Origin of the sequence: Planococcus sp. SSTMD024 (assembly GCF_041320495.1) — a bacterium.
Taxonomy (GTDB): Bacteria; Bacillota; Bacilli; order Bacillales_A; family Planococcaceae; genus Planococcus.
Genome location: NZ_JBGGNS010000012.1, coordinates 37301 through 58591, shown reverse-complemented (window position 1 = coordinate 58591; position 21291 = coordinate 37301). Strand labels below are relative to the sequence as shown.

Sequence of the window (21291 nt, the reverse complement as noted above, 5' to 3'; positions counted from 1 at the left end):
AAAGCTTAAGATTGAAAGCTTTTAAGGCAGTTTTTCTATTGGGCGAGCTGAATAAAGATTTGGCTTTCCTGCGTTTATAATAATTTGAAAATTGAAACAACAATACTTTACTTTCCGGCACAAGCAGTTATAATAAAATCAAAAAGGAATGTTTGTTCGTGTTTTACATATTCTAAAAAAGGAGCGATTCCCATGACTGTCAACGTTTACATGATTTTCAACGGAAATTGCGAAGAAGCAGTGGCTTATTATGGAAAAGTATTCGATACAGAGCCTAGCGAATTTTCCCGTTTCGGAGACATGCCATCCGAACCGGGACAGGAAATGCCGGAAGAAATGAAAAACCGGATCATGCATGCGAGCCTGGACATCCATGGAAGCCCGGTCATGTTCTCGGATGCCATGTCAAGCGCCCCCATTTCGATTGGCCAAAACATCCACGTGGCCGTCATATCGGACGATTTGGCGAAAATGACACAGGAGTTCGAACGGCTCGGCCAAGACGGGAAAATTCAAATGGAACTGCAGGAAACCTTCTGGAGCCTCGGGTACGGCATAGTGGAAGATAAATACGGGGTGGCTTGGATGTTCAGCCATGACGACGGCCGGCAGTGAACGGGCAGGTTGATTTTAAACACGGCGTTCCTGCTATGCAATAAAACAATAAAAATAGGCTATCCTCTGATTGAGGATAGCCTATTTCCATGAATTATTTCTTGTCTTCTTCAATCAAGCGAACTGTTTCATCGAATTCTGCGTCGATTTCAGCATTTGGCTTGTAAGTTATCAAGCTGACAGCCCAAGTTGCCAACCAGCTGAGAATAAAGCCAGGAATGATTTCATAGACACTGCCGACGAAGTTCGTCAGATCCGTAGCCCCTGCTTCATCAGGAGCGGTACCTACCAAGTCCCAAATGATAACAGTGATGGCACCGACAATCATCCCGGCGAGCGCGCCCTTAGCAGTGAGCTTGCGCCAGAAGAGCGAAAGCAAGATGATCGGGCCGAAAGCGGCACCGAAACCTGCCCATGCATAAGCGACCAGTCCAAGGATGGTATTGTTCTGCTCCCATGCGAGTGCTGCCGCGATGACGGCGATGGCTGCTACGGCGATACGACCAAGCGTTACATAGCCTTTATCGCTCGATTCTTTCTTGAAGGCGATTTTATACAAGTCTTCGATCAATGCCGACGAGCTGACGAGCAATTGAGAAGAAATCGTACTCATGATTGCTGCCAGGACTGCCGCCAATACGAAACCTGCAACTAGCGGGTGGAACAATACTTGGCTCATGTCCAGGAATACCGCTTCCGGGTCAACCAAGGTCGCTTCCGGATTTTGCTGGAAATACGCAATCCCGACCAACGCCGTACCAGTGGCACCGATGAGGCTCAGGATCATCCAGCCCATGCCGATGCGGCGGGCGGTGCGAACTTCTCCTAAAGTTTTGATGGCCATAAAACGGACGATGATATGCGGCTGGCCAAAGTAACCAAGGCCCCACGCGGCAGCAGAAATGACGCCGATCGTGGAAGCTCCTGAAACCAGGCTGAGCATATTCGGGTCGACTTCACGGATGCTCGCTGCCGTTTCACCGAATCCGCCGGTAAAGAAAATCCCGACCACGGGTACCGCGATAAGCGACAGGAACATCATGACCCCTTGCACAAAGTCCGTATAGCTGACGGCGAGGAACCCGCCGAATAAAGTATATGCGACAACTACCACCGAACCGATTATGAGGCCCAGATGGTAATCCATTCCGAATGAGCTCTGGAAGAATAAGCCAGAAGCTACCATTCCGGATGAAACGTAGAATGTGAAGAAAATCAAAATAATAATACCAGCAACGATCCGCAATAGACGCGAACGGTCTTTCAATCGATTTTCTAAGAAGCTAGGAATGGTGATGGAATCACTGGTGACAAATGAGTAGATCCGCAGACGAGGCGCAACAAAGAACCAGTTCAGGAATGCACCGATCGTTAAGCCGATGGCAATCCAGACTTCCACGAGGCCGCCGACATAAATCGCTCCGGGCAGTCCGAGCAATAGCCATCCGGACATATCGGATGCGCCGGCGCTGAGAGCCGCTACAGATGGGCCGAGTCCCCTTCCCCCGAGCATGTAATCGGATAAGTCGGCTGTCTTCTTATACGCATACCAGCCAATGAATAGCATAGCCGCAAGGTACACAAGCAAGGCTATGATTTGATAAGTTGTATCTGTCATGACATCTCCTCCTTTATTAAACACTTTAACATAATGAGTTAATATGAAAAGGGGGCTTTGCGTTTTATTTCCTATTTAAATGGGGATAGAAAGGCAAGGAGGCGATAATTATGCCGTGGAGTAAGAATGATTACCCGGATTCCTTCAAAAATTTGGATGAAGACGTCCGCAATAAAGCGATTGAAATCGCCAATGCGCTTTTGCGGGATGGCTACGAAGAAGGCCGCGCCATTCCGATTGCTTTGGACCAGGCGCGTGACACCGTAAAAGGAGACAGCGAAGGCCCGATTTACGAAATCCGCAAGCATCCAGAAGGCTGGCAACTGAAGAAGAAAGACAGCAAAAAAGCCATCCTCATTGAAGAAACGAAGGATGACCTGATGGGCGAAGCGAAGCGTTACGTCAACCGCAATAACGGAGAACTCCATATTTACTCGGAAGATGATTCGCTGCAGGAAAAACTCTACGATTGAATGACAAAAACAGCAGGACAGGAAAAGCGACGCCTTTCCTGTCCTGCTGTTTTTCGTTCAGCTTTTTTCACGGTACCGCGCAATGGCCTCGATTCTATTGCTCGCTTCGAGTTTGTCGAGAATCGTGGAAATGTAATTGCGCACAGTGCCTGTCGTAATGAACAGTTCTTTTGCGATTTCTTTTGTGCTGCGGCCTTCAGTGATCAATTCCATCACTTGCCGCTCCCGTTCGGTCAACGGATTGCTGCCTGCATAAGCAAGATCGACAAGTTCCGGTGCATAAATCCGGCGGCCATCCATGATGGTACGAATCGACGTCCCCAGTTCTTCGCTCGGGCTGTCTTTCAACAAATAGCCGCTAACGCCTGCTTTTCTGGCCCGTTCGAAATAACCCGCGCGGGCAAATGTCGTCAAGATGATGGTTTTGCACGGATGGTCTTTCAAGGCTTCCGCTGCGTCCAAACCGCTCTTGACCGGCATTTCAATATCCATGATGCAAACGTCAGGGTCGAGCTCCTCGACCAAGCGAATTGCTTCTTCCCCATTCGACGCCATGCCGACCACTTCCAAATCGTCTTCCAGATCCAGTAGCGACCCAAGCGCACCAAGCATCATGCGCTGGTCTTCTGCCAGTACAATTCGAATCATGAATTTCTCGCCTCCATATCTTGATAAAGAATGACATTCGGTACCCGGATATTCAAAGTCGTCCCGTCCATTACTGCAATATCAACTTGCCCATTGACAAAGTCCAGGCGCTCACGCATCCCGGCAAGCCCGTTCCCTTGCACAAGCGGATTGCCTTCTGGAAAGCCGACGCCATCGTCTTGCACTTGCACGAGAATTTCATTCGGCGTCTGCTTGATCAATACGGTGCAACGCGAAGCCGCACTATGTTTCACAACATTAGTGACCGCTTCCTTCAAGCACATGCTGAGCACATGCTCCATTAACAGCGGCGTATTGTTAAGCTTGGCACTTCCGTAGAAGACAAAGTCGATATCTGCAACCCGTAAAATTTGCTGGATGCGCAAAAGTTCATCTTCCAGTTTCGTCCCCCGCATATCCGTCACCAGTTCCCGAACTTCCTTCAAAGCGGTGCGTGCGGTCTGGCGGACGTCCTGGATTTCAGCTGCGGCGCGTTCCGGGTCTTTACTGAGTAGTTTCCCCGCCAAGTCACTTTTCAAGCCAATCAGTGATAATTTCTGGCCGAGTGTATCGTGGAGATCGCGAGCTATCCGTTCACGTTCCTCGATCAGCACCAGCTGCGAAATCCGCTTATTGGCATCTTCAAGCGCGCCTTCCAGCTTTTCGCGTTTGTGCCGGTTATACGTATTGAACGGCAGGAGGACCACCCCGAGCACACTCAGGATGATGAATGGCAATTGCGTCATATACAGGTTGAAATCGATCAGCAAGCCATAGATAATCGCCGCGAGCGTTGTCCCGATGTGCAAGCCATAGATGATGAAAAAGCCAACCTTGCTGCGGATATTGCCTATAAAGAACGCTAGAAAAATCGCCAGGTAAACATAGCCGAACAAGAAAATCATCGCGACATTGATGATCAGCTCGACACTTACCCATAAATAAACAAGAAACGAATGCGAACTGAACGACAATCGATAAGCGATGAAAAAAGCCAGCAGGAGAATGATGCCCGCTGCGATTTCTGTCGGCGATGACGACCGGAAAATGAAGAAAAATGGCAAAATGCAAAAAATCGTCCATGCATAAATGCTCAGCCATGTGTTGCGGGGGAAAATTTGATACCAGTTTTGCATAACTGCCTCCTAAAGTTTCTTTGCTCCCATCATACCAAAGCTCACAGACAAAGAGAAAACCTGCGCAGCTTATCCGTTGCAATGAAAAAACTGCTCTTGCCTCATGTCTAGGCAAGAACAGTTCCGTTTTATTGCTGTGCAGTTTCGGAATTGCCAAGCAAATGTTTGATGGCACCGAAAGTCACAAATCTCTTATTCTCTTCATCGTACACTTTGTACTTCAAAGATTGAAAGCTTGTCTTCAAATTGACCGTCGTCGCTTTTTGAAGCGGCGGCGTGGAAACATGGGCTTTCTCCAAGTTGTAGTTTGGAACGCGCGGGCTCAAGTGATGGACGTGGTGGAACCCGATGTTGCCAGTCACCCATTGCAGCACTTTCGGCAATTCGTAGTACGAGCTGCCTTCGATCGCTGCTTTCACGTAATCCCATTCGCTCTCGTCCTCAAAATAAGAATCTTCGAATGTGTGCTGAATGTAGAACAACCAGATGCCAAGTGCGCCAGCAGTGAACATGATCGTGCCTTGGATCAGCAGGAATGCCTGCCAGCCGATTGCCAAAATCATGATCGTATAAAGGACGACCAATGCAGCATTAATGAAGTACGTATTGTTGCGTTCTTTCTTGCGGGCATCTTTACGGTTGAAACGGCTGGAGATCAAGACCAGGAATAACGGCCCTAACCCAAACATTACGAGAGGGTTGCGGTACATACGATACTTGAAGCGTTCCCATTTGGAAGCTTCTACATATTCGTCGATCGTCATGACCCAAATATCGCCGACTCCCCGTTTGTCGAGGTTGCCGCTCGATGCGTGGTGGATTGCATGCTCGCGTTTCCATTTTTCATATGCGAAAAGTGTCAGGATGCCGGTAATCGTCCCGACGACCGCGTTCGCTTTTTTGTTTTTGAAGAACGATCCGTGTGTACAGTCATGGAAAATGATGAACATGCGGACGACAAACCCAGCCGCGATGACGGAAATTCCCACTGTCAGCCAAATGGAAACATCAAGAGCGAGATAAGCCAAGAACCAAAGAATGAAAAATGGGGGTATGGTGTTGATTATTTGTTGAACACTTGCTTTAACATCAGCTTTTTCGAAAGGGGCGACAAACTTACGTAATTGTGCTGTCTTTTCCTTACTCATATATTGTCTTCCTCCTAGAATGGGCATGCCCATCGGTATACTTGTTAACTGTTATATTACGCGGCTTGCCCATTGTTCATAAGACATAAACGCCTGTTTATATGCATGACACCTGTCATGCATTCTTCTTTTCCATAACTTTCTAAAATCAAGCAAAACGTGTATACTGAACTATATGCAGAATAATCTGAATAGAGGTGAACACTTATGACAGGACTAGTAGCTGTCATCATGATCTTTTCCATTCCCCTCGTCGCTATCTGGACGGACTATTTGACCAAAAAGAAGAAAATGCACCAGCGTGCGCTGGAAACGGAAGTGGAACTTGAAAAGCTCAAGCATGACAATTACGTCATCGAAACGCAAAAACTGCGGCTGGAACTCGAACAGATGAAGCTCGACGACGCCCTGAAGCAACAGCCACTCATAGCCGACCGGCAAAAAGACGCGTCTGCATAGACGCGTCTTTTTTGTGCAGCTTCCGAGACACTTAAACGAAAACTTGCTCTTCTATTTTCTTCAGGCCGTAGAAATAACCGCGGCGTTCCATCAATTCCTGATAATCACCTTGTTCGATCAAGCGGCCGTTTTCCAGCACCAGGATTTGGTCCATCCCTTCAAGCCCCGTCAAGTCATGGCTGATGATGACAAAAGTATCCTGTGGATGGCGCGTGAGCAGTTCGCTGTAGATGGACCGGGCGGTGATTCCGTCTACCGATGAAAACGGTTCGTCCAGCAGCCACAGCCGCTCCCCTTTCAAGAACGCCCGGGCCATCGCGATGCGCTGCTTTTCGCCGCCTGATAAATTCCGGCCCTTTTCATAAACCGGTGCAGTCAGCTCCATATGACCCAAGTGTACAAGTTCGAGTGCTTCACGCAATCGTTCTGCGTCCGCCTGCTCATCCGCAATACGCAAATTGCTTTCAATCGTTCCCGAAAAGAAATGGTTCTCCTGAAGCACGATGTTCATGCGTTCCCAGACGTTTTCCGGATCCATGCCGCTAAGCGCTTCATTTCCGAAACGGATTTCGCCGCCCTCAGGCTCCGCTACTTTCAGCAATAGCTGCAATAAGGTCGACTTGCCCGAGCCGCTCGGGCCGACAATCGCTGTTTTGGATCCTTGCGGCAACTGGAAGCTGACTTCATCGAGCGATAAACGAAGATCGTTCGGATAGCGGTAGCTCAGGCGGTCGACCCGAACATCCAACGGTCCCATCGGCATTGCCCCTGTATTGTGATCCGGTTCTTCGCCCACCACTTCTTCAAGCCTGCGCGCAGCAATCCGGCTTTCTTCATAATACGCCGGAAGCGCAGCGAGCGGTCCGACATTTTCAAACGCCCCAAGCGATACCATGACAAGCATCGCCAGATACAAACCGGACAATTCCCCGGTGGACACGAAATACGCCCCGGTCGCCAACACGAAAAATGAAGCCAGGAAAGCGACTAGCGCATTCACCGACTGGACACGGTTTTCCTCAAGCCCTTCGTTTTTCTGGGCTTGTTCATAACGGTGTGCCGTTTCCTGCAGTTCCACGCTTTTTCGGTCGAGCGCCAAATGGATTTTCAAGTCCTTGAACCCGTAAAGAAATTCCGCCGATGCCGCCGCAAACGCTCCGCGGGTTGCTCCGGTCGCATGCGTTTTCTTCCGTCTCCGTAGAGCAAAGAACGCCGGCAGGATAACGACCACAAAAATTGCGCCCGCCAAGACGACTAATGCCATGGGCAGCGAATAAAACGAAGTAAAGAACACCGTGGCCACCAAGACCATGCCCACGACAATCGGCGGATACAGCACGCGCAGCAGGAAATTCTGCAAACTTTCCACGTCGCCGACGATGCGCGACAGCAGATCGCCGCTCTGGTGGCGCTGGAAAATTCCCGGCGCGAGCGGTGCCAGCCGTTCAAAAAAACTGCCGCGTAAATGGCCAAGCATCGTAAACGTCGCCCGGTGCGAAAACAGCCGTTCCGCGTAGCGGGTAATGGCTGCTGCGAAGCCGAATAATTTGAGCGATGCTGCCATTACGACCAAAGTCGTCATTTGGGCAGTCAATGCCGCCTTGGAAATCAAATAGCCGCTTGCCCCAAGAAGCGCAACGCCGGCAAGCCCCGCCAGAAAGCCGAACACCACGGCAAGGGCGACGTCGCGTTTTTCCTTCAGCGTCAGCCAAAAAACCGTTTTTAATTCACCCATGCCTGTTTACCTCCTTGCTGCGCTTCAATCATGGAGCGGTACGGGCTGTAGCTGTCCATCAGCTCTTCGTGCGTGCCGATAGCCTCCACCCTTCCTGCGTCCAAGACGATAATGCGCGATGCATTGCGGATTGTGTGCAGACGGTGTGCGATGGTGACGACCGTCGCTTCTTTCGACAGTTCTTCAATCGCCCGCTGCAGCACTTGCTCTGTGTGAAGGTCGAGTCCTGCTGTCGGCTCATCGAAAAACAATAGCGATGGCTTTTTGAGAAATGCACGCGCTAACACGAGCCGCTGCTTTTCCCCGCCGGACAACCCGCGCCCTGCTTCACCGATCATCGTGTCGAATCCTAAAGGAAGCGATTCGACCAATTCCAGGATGCCCGCTTTCTGTGCCGCAACGGCCAATTCCTGTTGCCCCGCGCCACGGCCCATCCCGAGTTCGATATTTTCCTTGACGGTCCCTGCAAATAAATACGGATCTTGTGTAATATAAGCCAATTTCCCAAACCATGCCTCTTCGCTCACTTGTTCTTGCGGGATGCCGTTGATCAACAGATGCCCACCCGCTGCCGGCAATAAGCCCGCCATGACATTCATCAAGGTGCTTTTTCCGGAGCCGCTCGCCCCGACCAGCGCAGTGGAAGTTCCTGCTTCGAGCCCGAAACTCGCCGGTTCAAGGTGAAACCCTTCCCCGTACTGGAAGCTCACTTGCTCCAATGCCAGCTCAATCGGTGCATTGACCGGGGATTCGCCCCATACGACAGGCTGATGGCTTTTCGCCAATTCTTCCGACAACAGCTCAGCAGAAGCCGCACTCCCTCTCGCTGTGTGAAAAGCGCTGCCGAATTCTTTCAACAGATTAAAGAAATCCGGGACAAGAAGCAGGACAAGAAACGCCGGGAAAAACGTGATGCTGTCGAAGACAACAAGGCGCAAACCGATTTCGAGCGCGACGATCCCGATGCTCAGCATGGAAATGTACTCAAGCGTCAACGAAGACAAGAACGCCGATTTCAAGACATCCATCGTCGAATCGCGAAACTTCAAGCTATTGTCGCGGATCGTGTCGCTCTGCCGCTTCGCTTGGCCGAATAAGCGCAAAGTCGTCAAGCCTTGCAGCACATCGAGGAAAGCGCCTGAAAAACCAGCCAATTGCTCGACTTTTTCATCCGCTTTCTGTTTCGTCCTCTTGCCGACAATCGCCATAAACAAAGGGATGAACGGCGCCGTGATCAAGATGATAAGCCCTGTTGTCCAGTTCAGGTAAAAAATCACCCCGAGCAGCATCAGCGGAATTGTATAGCTTTGGATCATCTGCGGAATATATTTGCTGAAATAACCGTCGGTATCATCAACCGCTTCGAGCAACAAGCCGACTTTGCGGCCCGACTGCCCCGCAATCGATCCTTGCAGCGGATTTTCCTGATACGAAGAGATCAATTCCCGCCGCAAACCGCGTCTCGCTTCCACAGAAAGCGTAACGCCGAGCCGGCCGATCGCATAACTTGAACCAGCCCGCATCAAAATGACCGCCAGCAACGCACCCAGTACAGGCAGCACTTCTTCAAAAGAAGCATCTTTCAAAAATACCGCATCTGCCACCCAGATAAAAAACAAAGCCTGGCCGATCATCGCGAACCCCTTTGCGAACGAGGCTAGACACAATAAGCGTATGCGATTGTTCTGGCGGTAGGCCAGTTGCTTCAAACTTCCCATTACCATCGCCCTTTCTTTCACTTACCCTTATTATAAAGGAGCATCAGGGAGATTCCTTTGGGGACGCCCACACCGAAAGCCATTTCCCGGGAAATTGTTACAAAACGGTTCACATTTCACACAAAAAAAGCCACGCAGCAAAGCTGCGCGGCTGGGATATCGGATATTCGCCCATTTCACGGCTTTCTTCCGGAGCTTGGGAAAACGATGGCCTGTAACCACAAGGCATCATCTTGGATCTTTGTCTTCAAAGAAGCATCCAGGCATTCCTGGCACTCTGCAGTCAATTTTTGAAGTTCATATTCAAAGACTGCCTCTTCCTCTTTCGTGATCATGGCATAAACATCACCTTTCGACACTAACGCGAGGATTGCGCACGTGATTCATTACCTAATATTCTACCCGATATCCCAAAGATTATTCCTCTTTTTTATAAATCGCATCATTTTTTTATTTAAATGAACAATAACAAAACGGAATACACGGAAAGCCCTATTACAAAAGCACTTAAGCTGCTTTCCCGCTCTTCGGGCAACTCTTCTTTTAGGACGTTTAAAATAACGCCGCCCGCAATCAAGGCCATGAGAAACGCAATGATCAATTCATGCACTTCCGTCATCCAGCCGATGCCCCAACCGGCCACGATTGCCGCAGCGAGAAGCCATCTGCCGTACCGGTCGTATTCGCCTTTATGCGCTTCCCGGAGGCCCTTGTCATTGGTGATGAAATGGACGCCGAGCGCAATGAAAAACAGGGCCATCCCGACCACGCCTTCATATTCCTCGCGCATCATCAAATAGCCAATGACGCCATTGTACATGGCGAAGGAACCGATGTGGACCCAAAAGACACCTGAAGAAGACTTGCCTTCTGCTGTCCGGCGCTTCGAACTTTTCACCATTTGCTCCAAGCCGTAAAAAATGACCAGCCCGGCCATCGCAACTAAGTAAATATGATTGCTCAGGAAACCTTCCCCTGGGCCGCCGAACTCTTCATGGACTTCTTCCTGGAATTTACCCAGTTCAGGCAATAAGTGCAAAAATACATAGGCGACAGAAATGCCGCCTGCAATCGATAAGAAGCGGCTGCGCGGCACCGCTTTCAGGAAATTCATGTTTTTTGAAAATAGGTGGATGACGACAAACCCCATTACAAACAGCAAGCTAAGCCATTCCAAACTACCCCTCCTCGACTGAAAAAGCAGACGGGCGCATTCGCCCATCTGCCAGCATTCGCCTGTTTGGCGCGTAGTTTTTAGTTACCCGTTCAAACCGTTTTTAACCCACCCGGCCACTTGGACGGTGCGTTTCGCTTGATGCGCCACTGCATCTTTCACATCTTCAACCATATTGCCGTCCTGGTCGACACTGACGCTCGTGCCATAAGGGTTGCCCCCTGCTTTAAATAAGGATTGGTCCGTATAACCCGGAGCCGCGATGATTGCGCCCCAATGATGCATTGTTGTATAGATAGCGAGAACTGTAGTTTCTTGTCCGCCATGTGGATTCTCTGCAGAAGACATGGCACTGACGACCTTGTTCGCAAGCTTTCCTTGCGCCCACAAACCGCCTGTCGTATCAAAGAATTGCTGAACTTGCGAAGATACATGGCCGAAGCGTGTCGGCACGCTGAAGATGATGGCGTCCGCCCATTCGAGCAAGTCATTGTCGGCTTCCGGTACACCCTGCGTTGCTTCGTAATGCTCTTTCCAGGCCGGATTCGACTCAATCGCCTCCATTGAAGCGTTCTCTTTCACTTTTGCCACTTTCACTTGTGCCCCTGTTTCTTTTGCAGCCTCTTCTGCCCATTGCGCCATCTGATAATTGGTTCCTGTCGAGCTATAATAAATGATCGCTAAGTTTACGTTGCCCATGTCATAACCTCTCCTCTGTCCATCTGTTCCGTGACTTCAGTAAAACATCCTATATTCAAGATAACTTCCTTTACTAGTTTGCCCTAATCTGGCAAAAAATAAACTTTCTTTTCCAAATACTTTAAGTTGGGTACAAAAGGCAATCTGGATAACTCAATGCAATAGAAAACCAGATGAAACTATTTATTCACCTGGTCGCTATTTTTTCAGTTGATTTTCTCCGCGATTTCCTCTGACATCTCTCGCAGCTTGAATTTCTGTATTTTCCCGGATGCGGTCATCGGGTATTCTTCAATGAATTCAATATAACGCGGGATTTTATGATGGGCGATTTTCCCTTTGCAATACGTGCGCAGTTCATCCGCACTAATCGTCTCTTCCCCTTTCAGAATGACCCAGGCCATCAATTCCTCACCGTATTTCGGGTCCGGCACCCCGACGACTTGAACATCTTGGACAGATGGGTGCTGATACAGGAATTCCTCGATTTCACGCGGGTAGATGTTTTCACCTCCGCGGATGACCATATCCTTGATGCGGCCCGTGATGGAGATGTAGCCATCTTCATCTTCCACTGCAATATCGCCGGTATGCAGCCAGCCTTCCGGATCGATCGCTTCTTTCGTTGCTTCTTCATTTTTGTAATAGCCTTTCATGATCAAATACCCACGCGTGCACAATTCGCCCGGCATGCCTTTTACCACTTCTTCGCCAGTCGCCGGGTCGATGATTTTCACTTCCACGTCGTCATGCGGCTTGCCGACCGTCGCCACGCGTTTTTCGATGGCGTCGTCTTTGCCGGTTTGGGTGATGACCGGCGATGACTCCGTTTGCCCGTATGCAATCGTAATTTCACTTGCTCCCATGTCGCTGATGACTTTCTTCATCACTTCGATCGGACATGTCGACCCCGCCATGATGCCGGTGCGCAATGTTGACGTATCGAACGAATCGAACTCGGGATGATTGAGTTCAGCGATGAACATCGTCGGTACGCCGTGAAGCGCCGTGCATTTCTCATCTTGCACCATCTGCAATACGCGCTTCGGCTCGAACTGCTCTGCAATGACCATCGTCGTGGCATGTGTCACTGCTGCCAAAGTTCCGAGCACACAGCCGAAGCAATGGAAAAACGGCACCGGGATGCATAGGCGGTCAGTTTCATCCAGATTCATCATATCGCCGACCAAGCGCCCGTTATTGACGACGTTGCGGTGCGTCAGCATGACGCCTTTCGGGAAACCGGTTGTCCCGGACGTGTATTGGATGTTGATGACTTCATCCGGCTCCATCGATCGGAAGCGCTGTTCGAGCTGCGCATCTGTCGCCTTTTCCGCGAATGCTTCGAACTCGCTCCATGTATAGATGCCCGGATAGCTGTTTTCGCTCATGACGATGACGCGCTTTAGATAGGGCAGCTTCGGTGAATCGAGCTGCCCTTTTTCCGATTCGGCCAGTTGCGGGCACACTTGATTCAATACTTCGATATAATTCGTGCCTTTGAATTCTTCCCCCAGAATCAAAGTTGTTGAATCCGATTGCTTCAACAGGTACTCGAGCTCATTCGCCTGATAGCTTGTATTGACGGTGACCAGTACGCCGCCCATCTTGCCTGTGGCGTATTGGCTAAGCAGCCACTCGCGTTTATTGTCTGACCAGATCGCGATGTGCTCCCCTTTTTCAATGCCCAGCCCCATGAACGCTTTCGCCAGTGCATCGGTCTCCCGGTCGAATTCGGCATAGGTTTTGCGGATACCCCTTTCCGGATAAACATACGCTTCTGTTTCCGGAAACTGTTTTGCCTGCTCCCGTACGATTTCCCCTACTGTTTGATCGAGAATTGCCATTTCCTTATCCTCCTTGTTGAAAACGTTTTCACTTCAGTATTATCGCAAAATTCCAAATAAAAGGAAAGCGCCTTTTCCAGCCCATGAAGTCGCCCCAGTGTCTCAGCCGTGCTAAAATGAGGCTATCATAAAGACAGAAGGGATTTTCCATGGAACTCCAAACTATGCACGCCCAACTTGCCGAAAAACTGCAAAGCCAAGCACTCGTCACTGCCACCATCAGCCAGCCGCGCCAGAAATCGAATGACTTGAAACGCATCAAACTAAAACCGGTCGAACTGAAAGAAGGCTACTGCATCCAGTTCGAATATCAATATGAACAAATTTTGAAACACCAAAACCTATCGATTGGACAGGCAGCCGCTGAGCTCGAACAATTATTCACCGAATTCCGCCAAGGCTTGTTCCAGTTCACCGACGAAAAAGTCCAGGTCCAATTGAGCAAGAAATTCAAAGTCAGCTATAAATCCGAAGCCGACGCACGCGCTGCCGCCGATTTGTCGCACAACCGAAAGAAAGACTATTTGCTCCAGGACGGCACCCCGTATCCGTTTCTTGTGCGCCTCGGCGTCCAATCGCCGGATGGCAAAGTCAAAAAACAGAAATACGATAAATTCCGCCAGATCAACCGCTTCATCGAATTCATCGACGATGCACTCGAGCATTTGCCAAAAGACCGACCGATCCGCATACTCGATTTCGGTTCCGGCAAGTCTTACCTAACCTTCGCGCTGTATCATTATTTGCGCGTCGAAAAAGGACTCGACTTGCGCGTCACCGGCCTGGATTTGAAAAAAAGCGTCATCGAGGAATGCCAAAACATCGCCCGCGACCTCGACTATCAGCAGCTGGAATTCCTCGTCGGCGACATCAACGATTACGACCAAGACACCGCCGTCGATATGGTCGTCACGCTTCACGCATGCGACGTGGCGACCGATATGGCGCTTTCCCGTGCTGTTAAATGGAACGCCGGCGTCATCTTGAGTGTGCCGTGCTGCCAACACGAGCTCAATAGCCAAATTCAATCGTCGCCGCTCGATATCATGCTGCAGCACGGTTTGATCAAAGAACGCTTCAGCGCACTCGCGACCGATTCGATTCGCGCAGAACTTTTGTCTCTGGTCGGCTATGAAACCCAATTGATGGAGTTCATCGACATGGAGCATACGCCGAAAAACATTCTGATCCGTGCCTACCGCACGAATAAAAAACCGGCATCGGGGCAATTGGAACGCTACCGGGAATTCACCAAACTGTTAAACGCCAAACCGTTTCTTGAAAACGAATTAAAGGAGCTCCTATGAAACGAAAAAATTTAGTCAACGGCATGATTCTTGCTTTTTCAGTCATCCTTATCCGTTTTATCGACGTCCGCGTATACGATATGCCGCTCATTTTGACTTTGGCATTGTTGATGGTGCTGATTTACGGGGGCATCCGCCTCGTCGAACGCTTCCCGGCACTTGATGAACCCGTCAGTAAACGAACCTCGCTGATCACGAACACTTTGGTCATCGTCACCATCTTCCTGGCATTCTTCGTGCTCGGGCTTTAACTTCAGATATGTGTGGAAGGAATCAATGCTCGGCATTGGTTTCTTTTTTTGTTTTGATAGTGAGTAAATTGCTTCCCTGCTCGATTACATACATGAAGATAGCGAGGGTTTGCGTGTCGAAGTGTTTCTGCATTCGATTCGGGCTTCACCTTGGTAGTCGCTGCGCTGCTTTGGGTTGGCCTCTTGCAATAAGCCAGGAAGAGCACCTGTCTTACTGCGTCGGCTCACCCTTGACGCCGGCAGCTGAGAGATTTCATTGCAAGCTGACTGTTTAAGTAGATCTGCTTCTGTATGGAGTTGCCGGCTAGTGGGGAAATCGCTTCCTGGGATGCAGCAATGGAACAGAAATAATCAGACTCTCTGCATCAAAGATGATTTAAACTGCAAAACATGAAGCATTTCCACATTTTCTATCGAGTGGACAGAAGAAATTTCCTTCCGCTTTAAAACTGGAGACGAAGTGGAAGGGGGCTGACGCCTGTGGGACCGCGCGGGCTGGCGAGACCAACGTGCCGCGCTTTTTGGCACGTTGGCTCAACACCCGCCCCACGGCAAGCAGCCCCCTGCAACACAGTCGAAAAACGGAAGCTTTTCCGCTCCCCTCTTTGTACTTCATTCTTTCTACATCAATCAGTTGACCAGAATCTTGTTCCATCGCGCAGTTATTATTGCCAACTATTTTTCACACAAGAAAGCCGCTTCTTTTTCAAGAAGCGGCTTTCTCTTATTCAAGGCGTATTGTCGTTCGGATTTTCATCCGCCTGTTCTTTGACGACCGACTCAATATAAGCCTTTACCGGCTCCAGCGTCAGTTCCAGGTGGCTGGTCTCCAGATGCTTCGCCAAATAATCGAGCTGGTGGTCTTCTACTGCATCCGACTGGAGATTGAGCACATCATTGATATAAAGCATGCCTTCATTTGTCGCCATCGGGGAATCGACGCCGTCTTGGTTTCTTTCCTTGACCGTCTCCAAGCCATGGACCAAGCCTTGCTCTTTCAGTTCGCCCATCACTTCTTTGTACCGCCCTTCCCCGATGCCTTCTGACAAGCGGCGGTCGAGCTCCTGGATTTCTTCCAAAGACGCGCCTTTGTAATACTGGGCATAATACGCCATGAGCACTTGTTCTTTTTCCTGCAATTCATTCATAAGGCCAAACCCTCCATATATTCGTTGTTAATTGGGTTATTCCCGCTGAGGCGATAGTTAAGCCTGCCGGATTTCCAGAAAACTGAAACTTTCTGGGAAATGAATCGTTAGTACTGAAGGAAGCAAAACGGAAAGAGGTGGCTCATATGAGCAATGAGAAAATTGTCGAGATTCGCAAGCTCTCAAAGACGATCGGCAAAAAGCAGATCATCAAAAACTTGAACTTGGATCTCCATAAAGGGGAAATCACCGGGTTTCTCGGGCCGAACGGGGCGGGCAAAACGACGACAATCCGGATGATGGTCGGGTTGATGAAGCCGACGCAAGGCGATATCCTGATCGGAGGCAAATCGATCCGCACCGATTTCGAGGGAAGCATCGAAAAAGTCGGCGTCATTGTCGAAAACCCGGAAATGTACAAATTTATGTCCGGCTATAAAAACCTGGTGCATTTCGCGCGCATGCACAAAGGCGTGACAAAAGCCCGCATCGATGAAGTGATTCAGCAAGTCGGGATGCAAAACCGCATCAAGGAAAAAGTCGGCTCGTATTCACTCGGCATGCGCCAGCGCCTTGGCCTTGCACAAGCACTACTCAACAATCCGGAGTTCTTGATTCTGGATGAGCCGACAAACGGCCTGGATCCTGCAGGCATCCGCGAGTTCCGCATGTATTTGCGCAAAGTGGCACGCGAGAACGATGTCGCCATTTTCGTCTCCAGCCATCTATTATCGGAGATCGAATTATTGTGCGACCGCATCGCCATTATTCAGAACGGTGAATTGATCGACATCAAAAATGTCAACGAACACCAGCAATCCCGCTATTACATAGAAGCCAAGCCAGCTGAGCAGGCGAAACAAGTGCTCGAAGAGATCGGCTTTACCGTACATCCGCACGAAAACGGCTATTTAATCGATACAGAACCGGAGCACATCCCGGGCGCCATCAAGCTGCTCACAGCTGCAGGCGTCGATTTGTACGCTGTCCAGCCGCATCGCACGACTTTAGAAGATCAATTCCTTGAAATGACTGGAGGCGGCGAAATTGCTCAAGCTCATACAAAATGAATGGATGAAATTATGGAGTAAAAAAGCGACATGGATTATGGCAAGCCTACTGATCATCATCTTATTGGCCAATGCCGGCATCACCAAATGGATCGAATCCACTTCCCCTGCACCCGAGATGGCGTGGCAGGAGATGGAAGAAATGAACTTAATGTCAGCCCAGGATCAATTGCAAAATCCGGACATTGGCTCTGCCCAGCAAGACTATTATGAAGGCCAGGCCGCCATTGCCGAATACCGATTGGCCAATGACGCCGAACCGTTCAAAGTCGAAAGCTTGCAGCAGCAAATGCTCGATGGCCATATGATGCTGTCGCTCGTGACGCTTTTCACGGTCATCGTCGGCGCAGGAATCGTGGCTTCTGAGTTTTCACAAGGAACGATTAAGATGTTGCTGACCCGTCCGGTTAAAAGATGGAAAATACTTACATCTAAATACATCACAACGATGTTATTCGCTTTGTTATTTGCCATTCTTACTTTCATATCGATCGCGTTATTCAGCTGGATTTTCTTCGGAGTTGGAGACGGCGCATTCCTGGTGTGGAACGGATCGGAAGTCGTCGAAGGCTCTTACTGGGCTGAAGCATTGAAACTGTCCGCGCTCAGCTTGGCGAGCACATGGATGATCGGGACGTTCGCATTCATGCTCGGGACGGTTTTCCGCTCGAGTTCACTTGCGATCGGCGTGTCGATTTTCCTGATGTTTGTCGGCGTGCAACTCGTCTTCTTGCTGCAGCGCTTTGAAATCGTCAAATATTATTTATTCACGCATACCGATTTGACTCAATTCTATACGGGCTTCATGCCAATTCCGGACATCACGATGGCCATGTCGCTCATCGTTTTGACTGTCTATTTCCTGGTCTTTATGGTGATCAGCTACTGGACCTTCTCAAAACGTGACGTTACTGCCTGATAAACAAAACCCCCTTGAACTGTAAACAGTTCAAGGGGGTTTTTGTCATTCAATAGGCAATGCCGACGCGGCTTTTCAGGAAGTCATCCGAATCCAATTGCTCGTAAGCAAATAATGCCGTATCGCCAGCCGTGATTTCTTTGCCGTCTTCCGGCAAGTAATTTTCTTCAAAGCGGAAATAGCCTTTCGGTTCACCGTCCGGCAAATACGTCGGGCACACGATTGTCCAGTCCAGGTCGCTTTGTTCCAATGATTTGAAGGCTTTTTCATGTTCTTCCGCCGCAAAGGTCAATTGGCGCTTTGAATCACCGCCCTGATAGCGGAGCAGCCCCGGGCTCAAACGGCTGTTCAAAATACCGGCGGTCCCGATCGTGATGATGCGCCGTATGCCTTCTGCTTCCATCGCTTTTACGATCAGCGGTGTCGCATCCGATAAGGTGGTCGTGCGGTCGGTGCCGATTGCGCTAATTACGGCATCCGCCCCATGCAACGTCTGGCGGATGTCCTCTTCATTGCGGACATTGCCGATTATCATATCCAGATTCGCATGGTGTTCAAGATCCGCTCTCCGAACCAGCGCTTTCACTTCGTGCCCATCACGAAGCGCCATTTTCAGGATGTATCTCCCAACTCTTCCCGTTGCTCCAAATAAAGCGATTTTCATTGTTTTTCAGCCTCCTCGATCATTCCGGTTATTTATGGATGCACTTTTTTTATTTGAATAGGTATCCGCGTTTAGCCAATACATCTTTCAAATCAGGGCGATGCGGCTTGTTCAAAAACGCTGCCATCTGTTCGCTCCATTTAGCGGTTTTTTGGTTGTTCGAGCGTGCGGCATAATAAGCCATGATCGTCTCATCGTACGCCGGCAAAATTTCTGTGTATTTCGCTTCGTCGTATTCATTTTCATGAAGCACGGCTTCTACAGGAAGGCGCGGTTTCACTTCATTGGCTTCGTTCGGCACGCCGACAGTCAAGCCGTAGACCGGAAAAACGCCTTCTGGCAAACCGGCAAGTTTACTGATCTCCTCCATGTTATTGCGCACGCCGCCGATATAGCAGATGCCATAGCCTTTGGATTCAGCGGCAAGCGCCAAGTTCTGTGCGAGCAATCCGACATCCGTAACCGCCACCAGCAAGTTCTCGGCCTGATTGAAGACAATGTCTTCTCCTTGCAATTTTGCTGCGTGGCTCAACCGGTTATAGTCGGCGCACATTAAGAAAACGGCTCCTGCCCCTTCCATCTGTTTCGGGTTTTTGGACAGTTCCCCGAGGCGTTTGCGCTTATCTTCATCCGTCACCCAAACGATTGAATACGCTTGCACGAAATGGGACGTCGCTGCGTGTTGTGCCGCTTCGACCAATTCATGGACTTGCGTACGCGTCAATGGCTGGTCTTTGTAATCGCGGACCGATGCGTGTGATTTCATTAATTCGATGACCATTATGTATCCCTCCAAAAAATCTGTTTCCCCTATCGTACCAAAAACTCCTGCCGGATACTTGCTTAAGGATTTTTGCTACAATCAAGTTATGAGGTGAAACTATTTGAAAACATTCCGCACCGTCTTTTCCTTGCTGTTCCTTTTTATCCTAGGTGCATTTTTATTTATTTGGATCGAACGGGAAATCGAAGAGCGCAAAGAACGCGCTGAACGGCCGCTCCCAAGCGGGCTCCATCCCATCGTCGAGTCCAAACGCGACCAGTTGATTGCACGGGCTGATGAGATTGGCATCGACATCCTCATCACCGACGGCTTCCGCTCCGTCGAAGAACAAAATGAGATCCATGCGCAAGGGCGTACGCGCGGTGGGAGCGTCGTCACCTATGCTGAAGGCGGAGAGTCCTATCATAATTACGGCCTGGCCATCGATTTCGCGCTGCGCCTGCCGGATGGATCCGTCGTTTGGGATATCCAGCGGGACGACAACGGAAATGGCCGTCCCGATTGGTTTGAAGTGGCGGACATCGCCAAAGAGCTCGGCTTCGAATGGGGCGGTGACTGGGTGCGCTTCAAGGATTACCCCCACCTTCAAATGGATTTTGGCTTATCGATTCGCCAGTTGCAAGAGGGCTACCGCCCCGAAGACGTAGTTGCAGATTGAGCTGCAGATAAGACTGGAATTTACTTCCTATTAAAAACCGCCAGAGAATTCCCAACGAGCACGACTAAAGAACCGGAATTGGGGTAGTATCATTATATAGAGATAGAATCATACGCCAGTATCTTATTTCTGGGTGCCAGAAATGGAAAGAGGTTGCCTGTGGAACAATTCGCCATCGTCATTCCGGCTTACAAACCGGAAGAGCCGTGCAAACTTACAATCGAACAAGCGATTTCAGCCGGTTTTTCGCGGATCATCGTCGTGAATGACGGCAGCGGTCCCGCCTATGAAGGCTTTTTTGACGAGCTCGAAAAGCTGCCTCAAGTGACTTTACTACACCATGCGGTCAATCAAGGAAAAGGGCGCGCGTTGAAAACCGTGTTCCATTACATCCTCAATCACCAATTACCGATTGAAGCCATCATTACAGCCGATGCGGATGGGCAGCATTTGGTGTCGGATATGGTCAAAATCGCCGATGAGTTGGACGCTTCGCCGAACCACGTCGTACTCGGCGCCCGGGATTTCACAAAACCGGGCATCCCTTTCCGCAGCCGCTTCGGCAACCGGTTCACACGGCTCTTGTTCCGGCTGTCGACCGGCGCTGACCTGACCGATACGCAAACCGGCCTGCGCGGCATTCCCGTGAAATTCCTGCCGAGGCTTCTCGATGTATTGGGCGAACGCTTTGAATACGAAATGAATATGCTCGCGGCTCTGAAAAAGAATTATATCCCGGTGGTAGAAGTGACAATTGAAACGGTTTACTTGGATGACAATAAATCCTCCCATTTCCACCCGCTCCGCGACTCTTACCATATCTACAAAATCTTTTTATTCTACGGAATATCGGGCGCTGCCTCTTTCGGGCTTGATATCGCCTTATTCTGGTTGTTTGTCCAACTGCTGCGCGACGAGTCGCCAGAAGCGTTCATCATTATCGCAACGGTCGCGGCCCGCATCCTGTCTTCCCTGTTCAATTATTATATCAACCGCAACAAAGTCTTTAAGCAAGGCTCCAGGCAATCCTTGCTGCGCTACTATATTTTGGCCGCCTTCATCATGGGCGCTTCCGCCGCATCGGTTCACTTCTTGTACGCGGAATGGCTCGGGCGCGGGGAAGTCATTTTGAAAGTGATGGTCGATACGGTGCTGTTCATCTTCGGCTTCGTAGCCCAGCGCGCTTGGGTTTTCCGGAAAGAGTGAAGGATGGCATATTC

General features: G+C 49.9%; 21 protein-coding genes. 9 read left to right on the top strand and 12 right to left on the bottom strand.

Annotated elements, in window-relative coordinates:
* Positions 1–192 precede the first annotated feature (192 nt).
* Complete coding sequence (locus tag AB9R92_RS02775) at positions 193–615, top strand: VOC family protein (protein WP_370668006.1); 423 nt, start codon at positions 193–195, stop codon at positions 613–615.
* Between the two features lie 94 nt (positions 616–709).
* On the opposite strand, the gene putP is transcribed toward AB9R92_RS02775, so the two are convergent.
* Positions 710–2233 carry a sodium/proline symporter PutP gene (gene putP, locus AB9R92_RS02770; protein ID WP_370668005.1) on the bottom strand — a complete coding sequence of 508 codons (1524 nt, stop codon included), beginning with the start codon at positions 2231–2233 and terminating at the stop codon, positions 710–712.
* 110 nt (positions 2234–2343) lie between these two features.
* Between putP and AB9R92_RS02765 the strand changes: the two genes are divergently transcribed.
* A complete protein-coding gene (locus AB9R92_RS02765) occupies positions 2344–2706 on the top strand; it encodes a DUF2188 domain-containing protein (protein ID WP_370668004.1) in 363 nt (120 codons plus the stop codon).
* Between the two features lie 57 nt (positions 2707–2763).
* Here AB9R92_RS02765 and AB9R92_RS02760 read toward each other — a convergent pair whose 3' ends face one another.
* From AB9R92_RS02760 to desA, 3 genes are all read right to left on the bottom strand, one after another.
* Positions 2764–3354, bottom strand: coding sequence for a response regulator (locus AB9R92_RS02760; protein WP_370668003.1), 591 nt, complete (start codon positions 3352–3354; stop codon positions 2764–2766).
* On the bottom strand, positions 3351–4490 hold the full coding sequence (locus AB9R92_RS02755) for a sensor histidine kinase (protein ID WP_370668002.1): 1140 nt from the start codon (positions 4488–4490) through the stop codon (positions 3351–3353). Before AB9R92_RS02755 ends, AB9R92_RS02760 begins: the two co-directional genes overlap by 4 nt.
* 128 nt (positions 4491–4618) lie before the next feature.
* On the bottom strand, positions 4619–5638 hold the full coding sequence (gene desA, locus AB9R92_RS02750; protein ID WP_370668001.1) for a Delta(5) desaturase DesA: 1020 nt from the start codon (positions 5636–5638) through the stop codon (positions 4619–4621).
* 207 nt (positions 5639–5845) lie between these two features.
* Here desA and AB9R92_RS02745 point away from each other — a divergent pair, with 207 nt between their 5' ends.
* Entirely contained in the window at positions 5846–6097 is a 252-nt protein-coding gene (locus AB9R92_RS02745; protein ID WP_370668000.1) for a hypothetical protein, read from the top strand.
* A gap of 31 nt (positions 6098–6128) precedes the next feature.
* Here AB9R92_RS02745 and cydC read toward each other — a convergent pair whose 3' ends face one another.
* From cydC to AB9R92_RS02720, 5 genes are all read right to left on the bottom strand, one after another.
* Positions 6129–7832, bottom strand: coding sequence for a thiol reductant ABC exporter subunit CydC (gene cydC / locus AB9R92_RS02740; protein ID WP_370667999.1), 1704 nt, complete (start codon positions 7830–7832; stop codon positions 6129–6131).
* Positions 7820–9550 (bottom strand): thiol reductant ABC exporter subunit CydD, encoded by a 1731-nt coding sequence (gene cydD / locus AB9R92_RS02735; protein WP_370667998.1) that lies wholly within the window; start codon positions 9548–9550, stop codon positions 7820–7822. Before cydD ends, cydC begins: the two co-directional genes overlap by 13 nt.
* Before the next feature lie 454 nt (positions 9551–10004).
* Positions 10005–10727: a ZIP family transporter gene (locus tag AB9R92_RS02730; protein WP_370667997.1), complete on the bottom strand. Its 723-nt coding sequence runs from the start codon at positions 10725–10727 to the stop codon at positions 10005–10007.
* An 81-nt stretch (positions 10728–10808) separates the two neighbouring features.
* Complete coding sequence (gene wrbA, locus AB9R92_RS02725; protein ID WP_370667996.1) at positions 10809–11423, bottom strand: NAD(P)H:quinone oxidoreductase; 615 nt, start codon at positions 11421–11423, stop codon at positions 10809–10811.
* Between the two features lie 206 nt (positions 11424–11629).
* Positions 11630–13270 (bottom strand): AMP-binding protein, encoded by a 1641-nt coding sequence (locus AB9R92_RS02720; RefSeq protein WP_370667995.1) that lies wholly within the window; start codon positions 13268–13270, stop codon positions 11630–11632.
* A gap of 149 nt (positions 13271–13419) precedes the next feature.
* On the opposite strand from AB9R92_RS02720, the gene AB9R92_RS02715 reads away from it, so the two are divergent.
* Entirely contained in the window at positions 13420–14577 is a 1158-nt protein-coding gene (locus tag AB9R92_RS02715) for a class I SAM-dependent methyltransferase (protein WP_370667994.1), read from the top strand.
* Positions 14574–14828: a hypothetical protein gene (locus AB9R92_RS02710; RefSeq protein ID WP_370667993.1), complete on the top strand. Its 255-nt coding sequence runs from the start codon at positions 14574–14576 to the stop codon at positions 14826–14828. Before AB9R92_RS02715 ends, AB9R92_RS02710 begins: the two co-directional genes overlap by 4 nt.
* A 728-nt stretch (positions 14829–15556) precedes the next feature.
* Here the strand turns inward: AB9R92_RS02710 and AB9R92_RS02705 are convergent.
* The gene (locus AB9R92_RS02705) at positions 15557–15976 is read right to left on the bottom strand and encodes a hypothetical protein (RefSeq protein ID WP_370667992.1); all 420 of its coding nucleotides are present in this window, start codon (positions 15974–15976) and stop codon (positions 15557–15559) included.
* A 146-nt stretch (positions 15977–16122) separates the two neighbouring features.
* Between AB9R92_RS02705 and AB9R92_RS02700 the strand changes: the two genes are divergently transcribed.
* Positions 16123–17046 (top strand): ABC transporter ATP-binding protein, encoded by a 924-nt coding sequence (locus tag AB9R92_RS02700; protein WP_121300887.1) that lies wholly within the window; start codon positions 16123–16125, stop codon positions 17044–17046.
* Positions 17024–17965 (top strand): ABC transporter permease, encoded by a 942-nt coding sequence (locus AB9R92_RS02695; protein ID WP_370667991.1) that lies wholly within the window; start codon positions 17024–17026, stop codon positions 17963–17965. Before AB9R92_RS02700 ends, AB9R92_RS02695 begins: the two co-directional genes overlap by 23 nt.
* A gap of 49 nt (positions 17966–18014) precedes the next feature.
* On the opposite strand, the gene AB9R92_RS02690 is transcribed toward AB9R92_RS02695, so the two are convergent.
* Together AB9R92_RS02690 and nfsA are read right to left on the bottom strand one after the other, a co-directional pair.
* Positions 18015–18629 carry an NAD(P)-dependent oxidoreductase gene (locus AB9R92_RS02690; protein WP_370667990.1) on the bottom strand — a complete coding sequence of 205 codons (615 nt, stop codon included), beginning with the start codon at positions 18627–18629 and terminating at the stop codon, positions 18015–18017.
* Between the two features lie 49 nt (positions 18630–18678).
* The gene (gene nfsA / locus AB9R92_RS02685; RefSeq protein WP_370667989.1) at positions 18679–19410 is read right to left on the bottom strand and encodes an oxygen-insensitive NADPH nitroreductase; all 732 of its coding nucleotides are present in this window, start codon (positions 19408–19410) and stop codon (positions 18679–18681) included.
* 103 nt (positions 19411–19513) lie between these two features.
* Here nfsA and AB9R92_RS02680 point away from each other — a divergent pair, with 103 nt between their 5' ends.
* Together AB9R92_RS02680 and AB9R92_RS02675 are read left to right on the top strand one after the other, a co-directional pair.
* Positions 19514–20071, top strand: coding sequence for a M15 family metallopeptidase (locus AB9R92_RS02680; RefSeq protein WP_370667988.1), 558 nt, complete (start codon positions 19514–19516; stop codon positions 20069–20071).
* A gap of 159 nt (positions 20072–20230) precedes the next feature.
* A complete protein-coding gene (locus AB9R92_RS02675) occupies positions 20231–21277 on the top strand; it encodes a glycosyltransferase (RefSeq protein ID WP_370667987.1) in 1047 nt (348 codons plus the stop codon).
* Positions 21278–21291 lie beyond the last annotated feature (14 nt).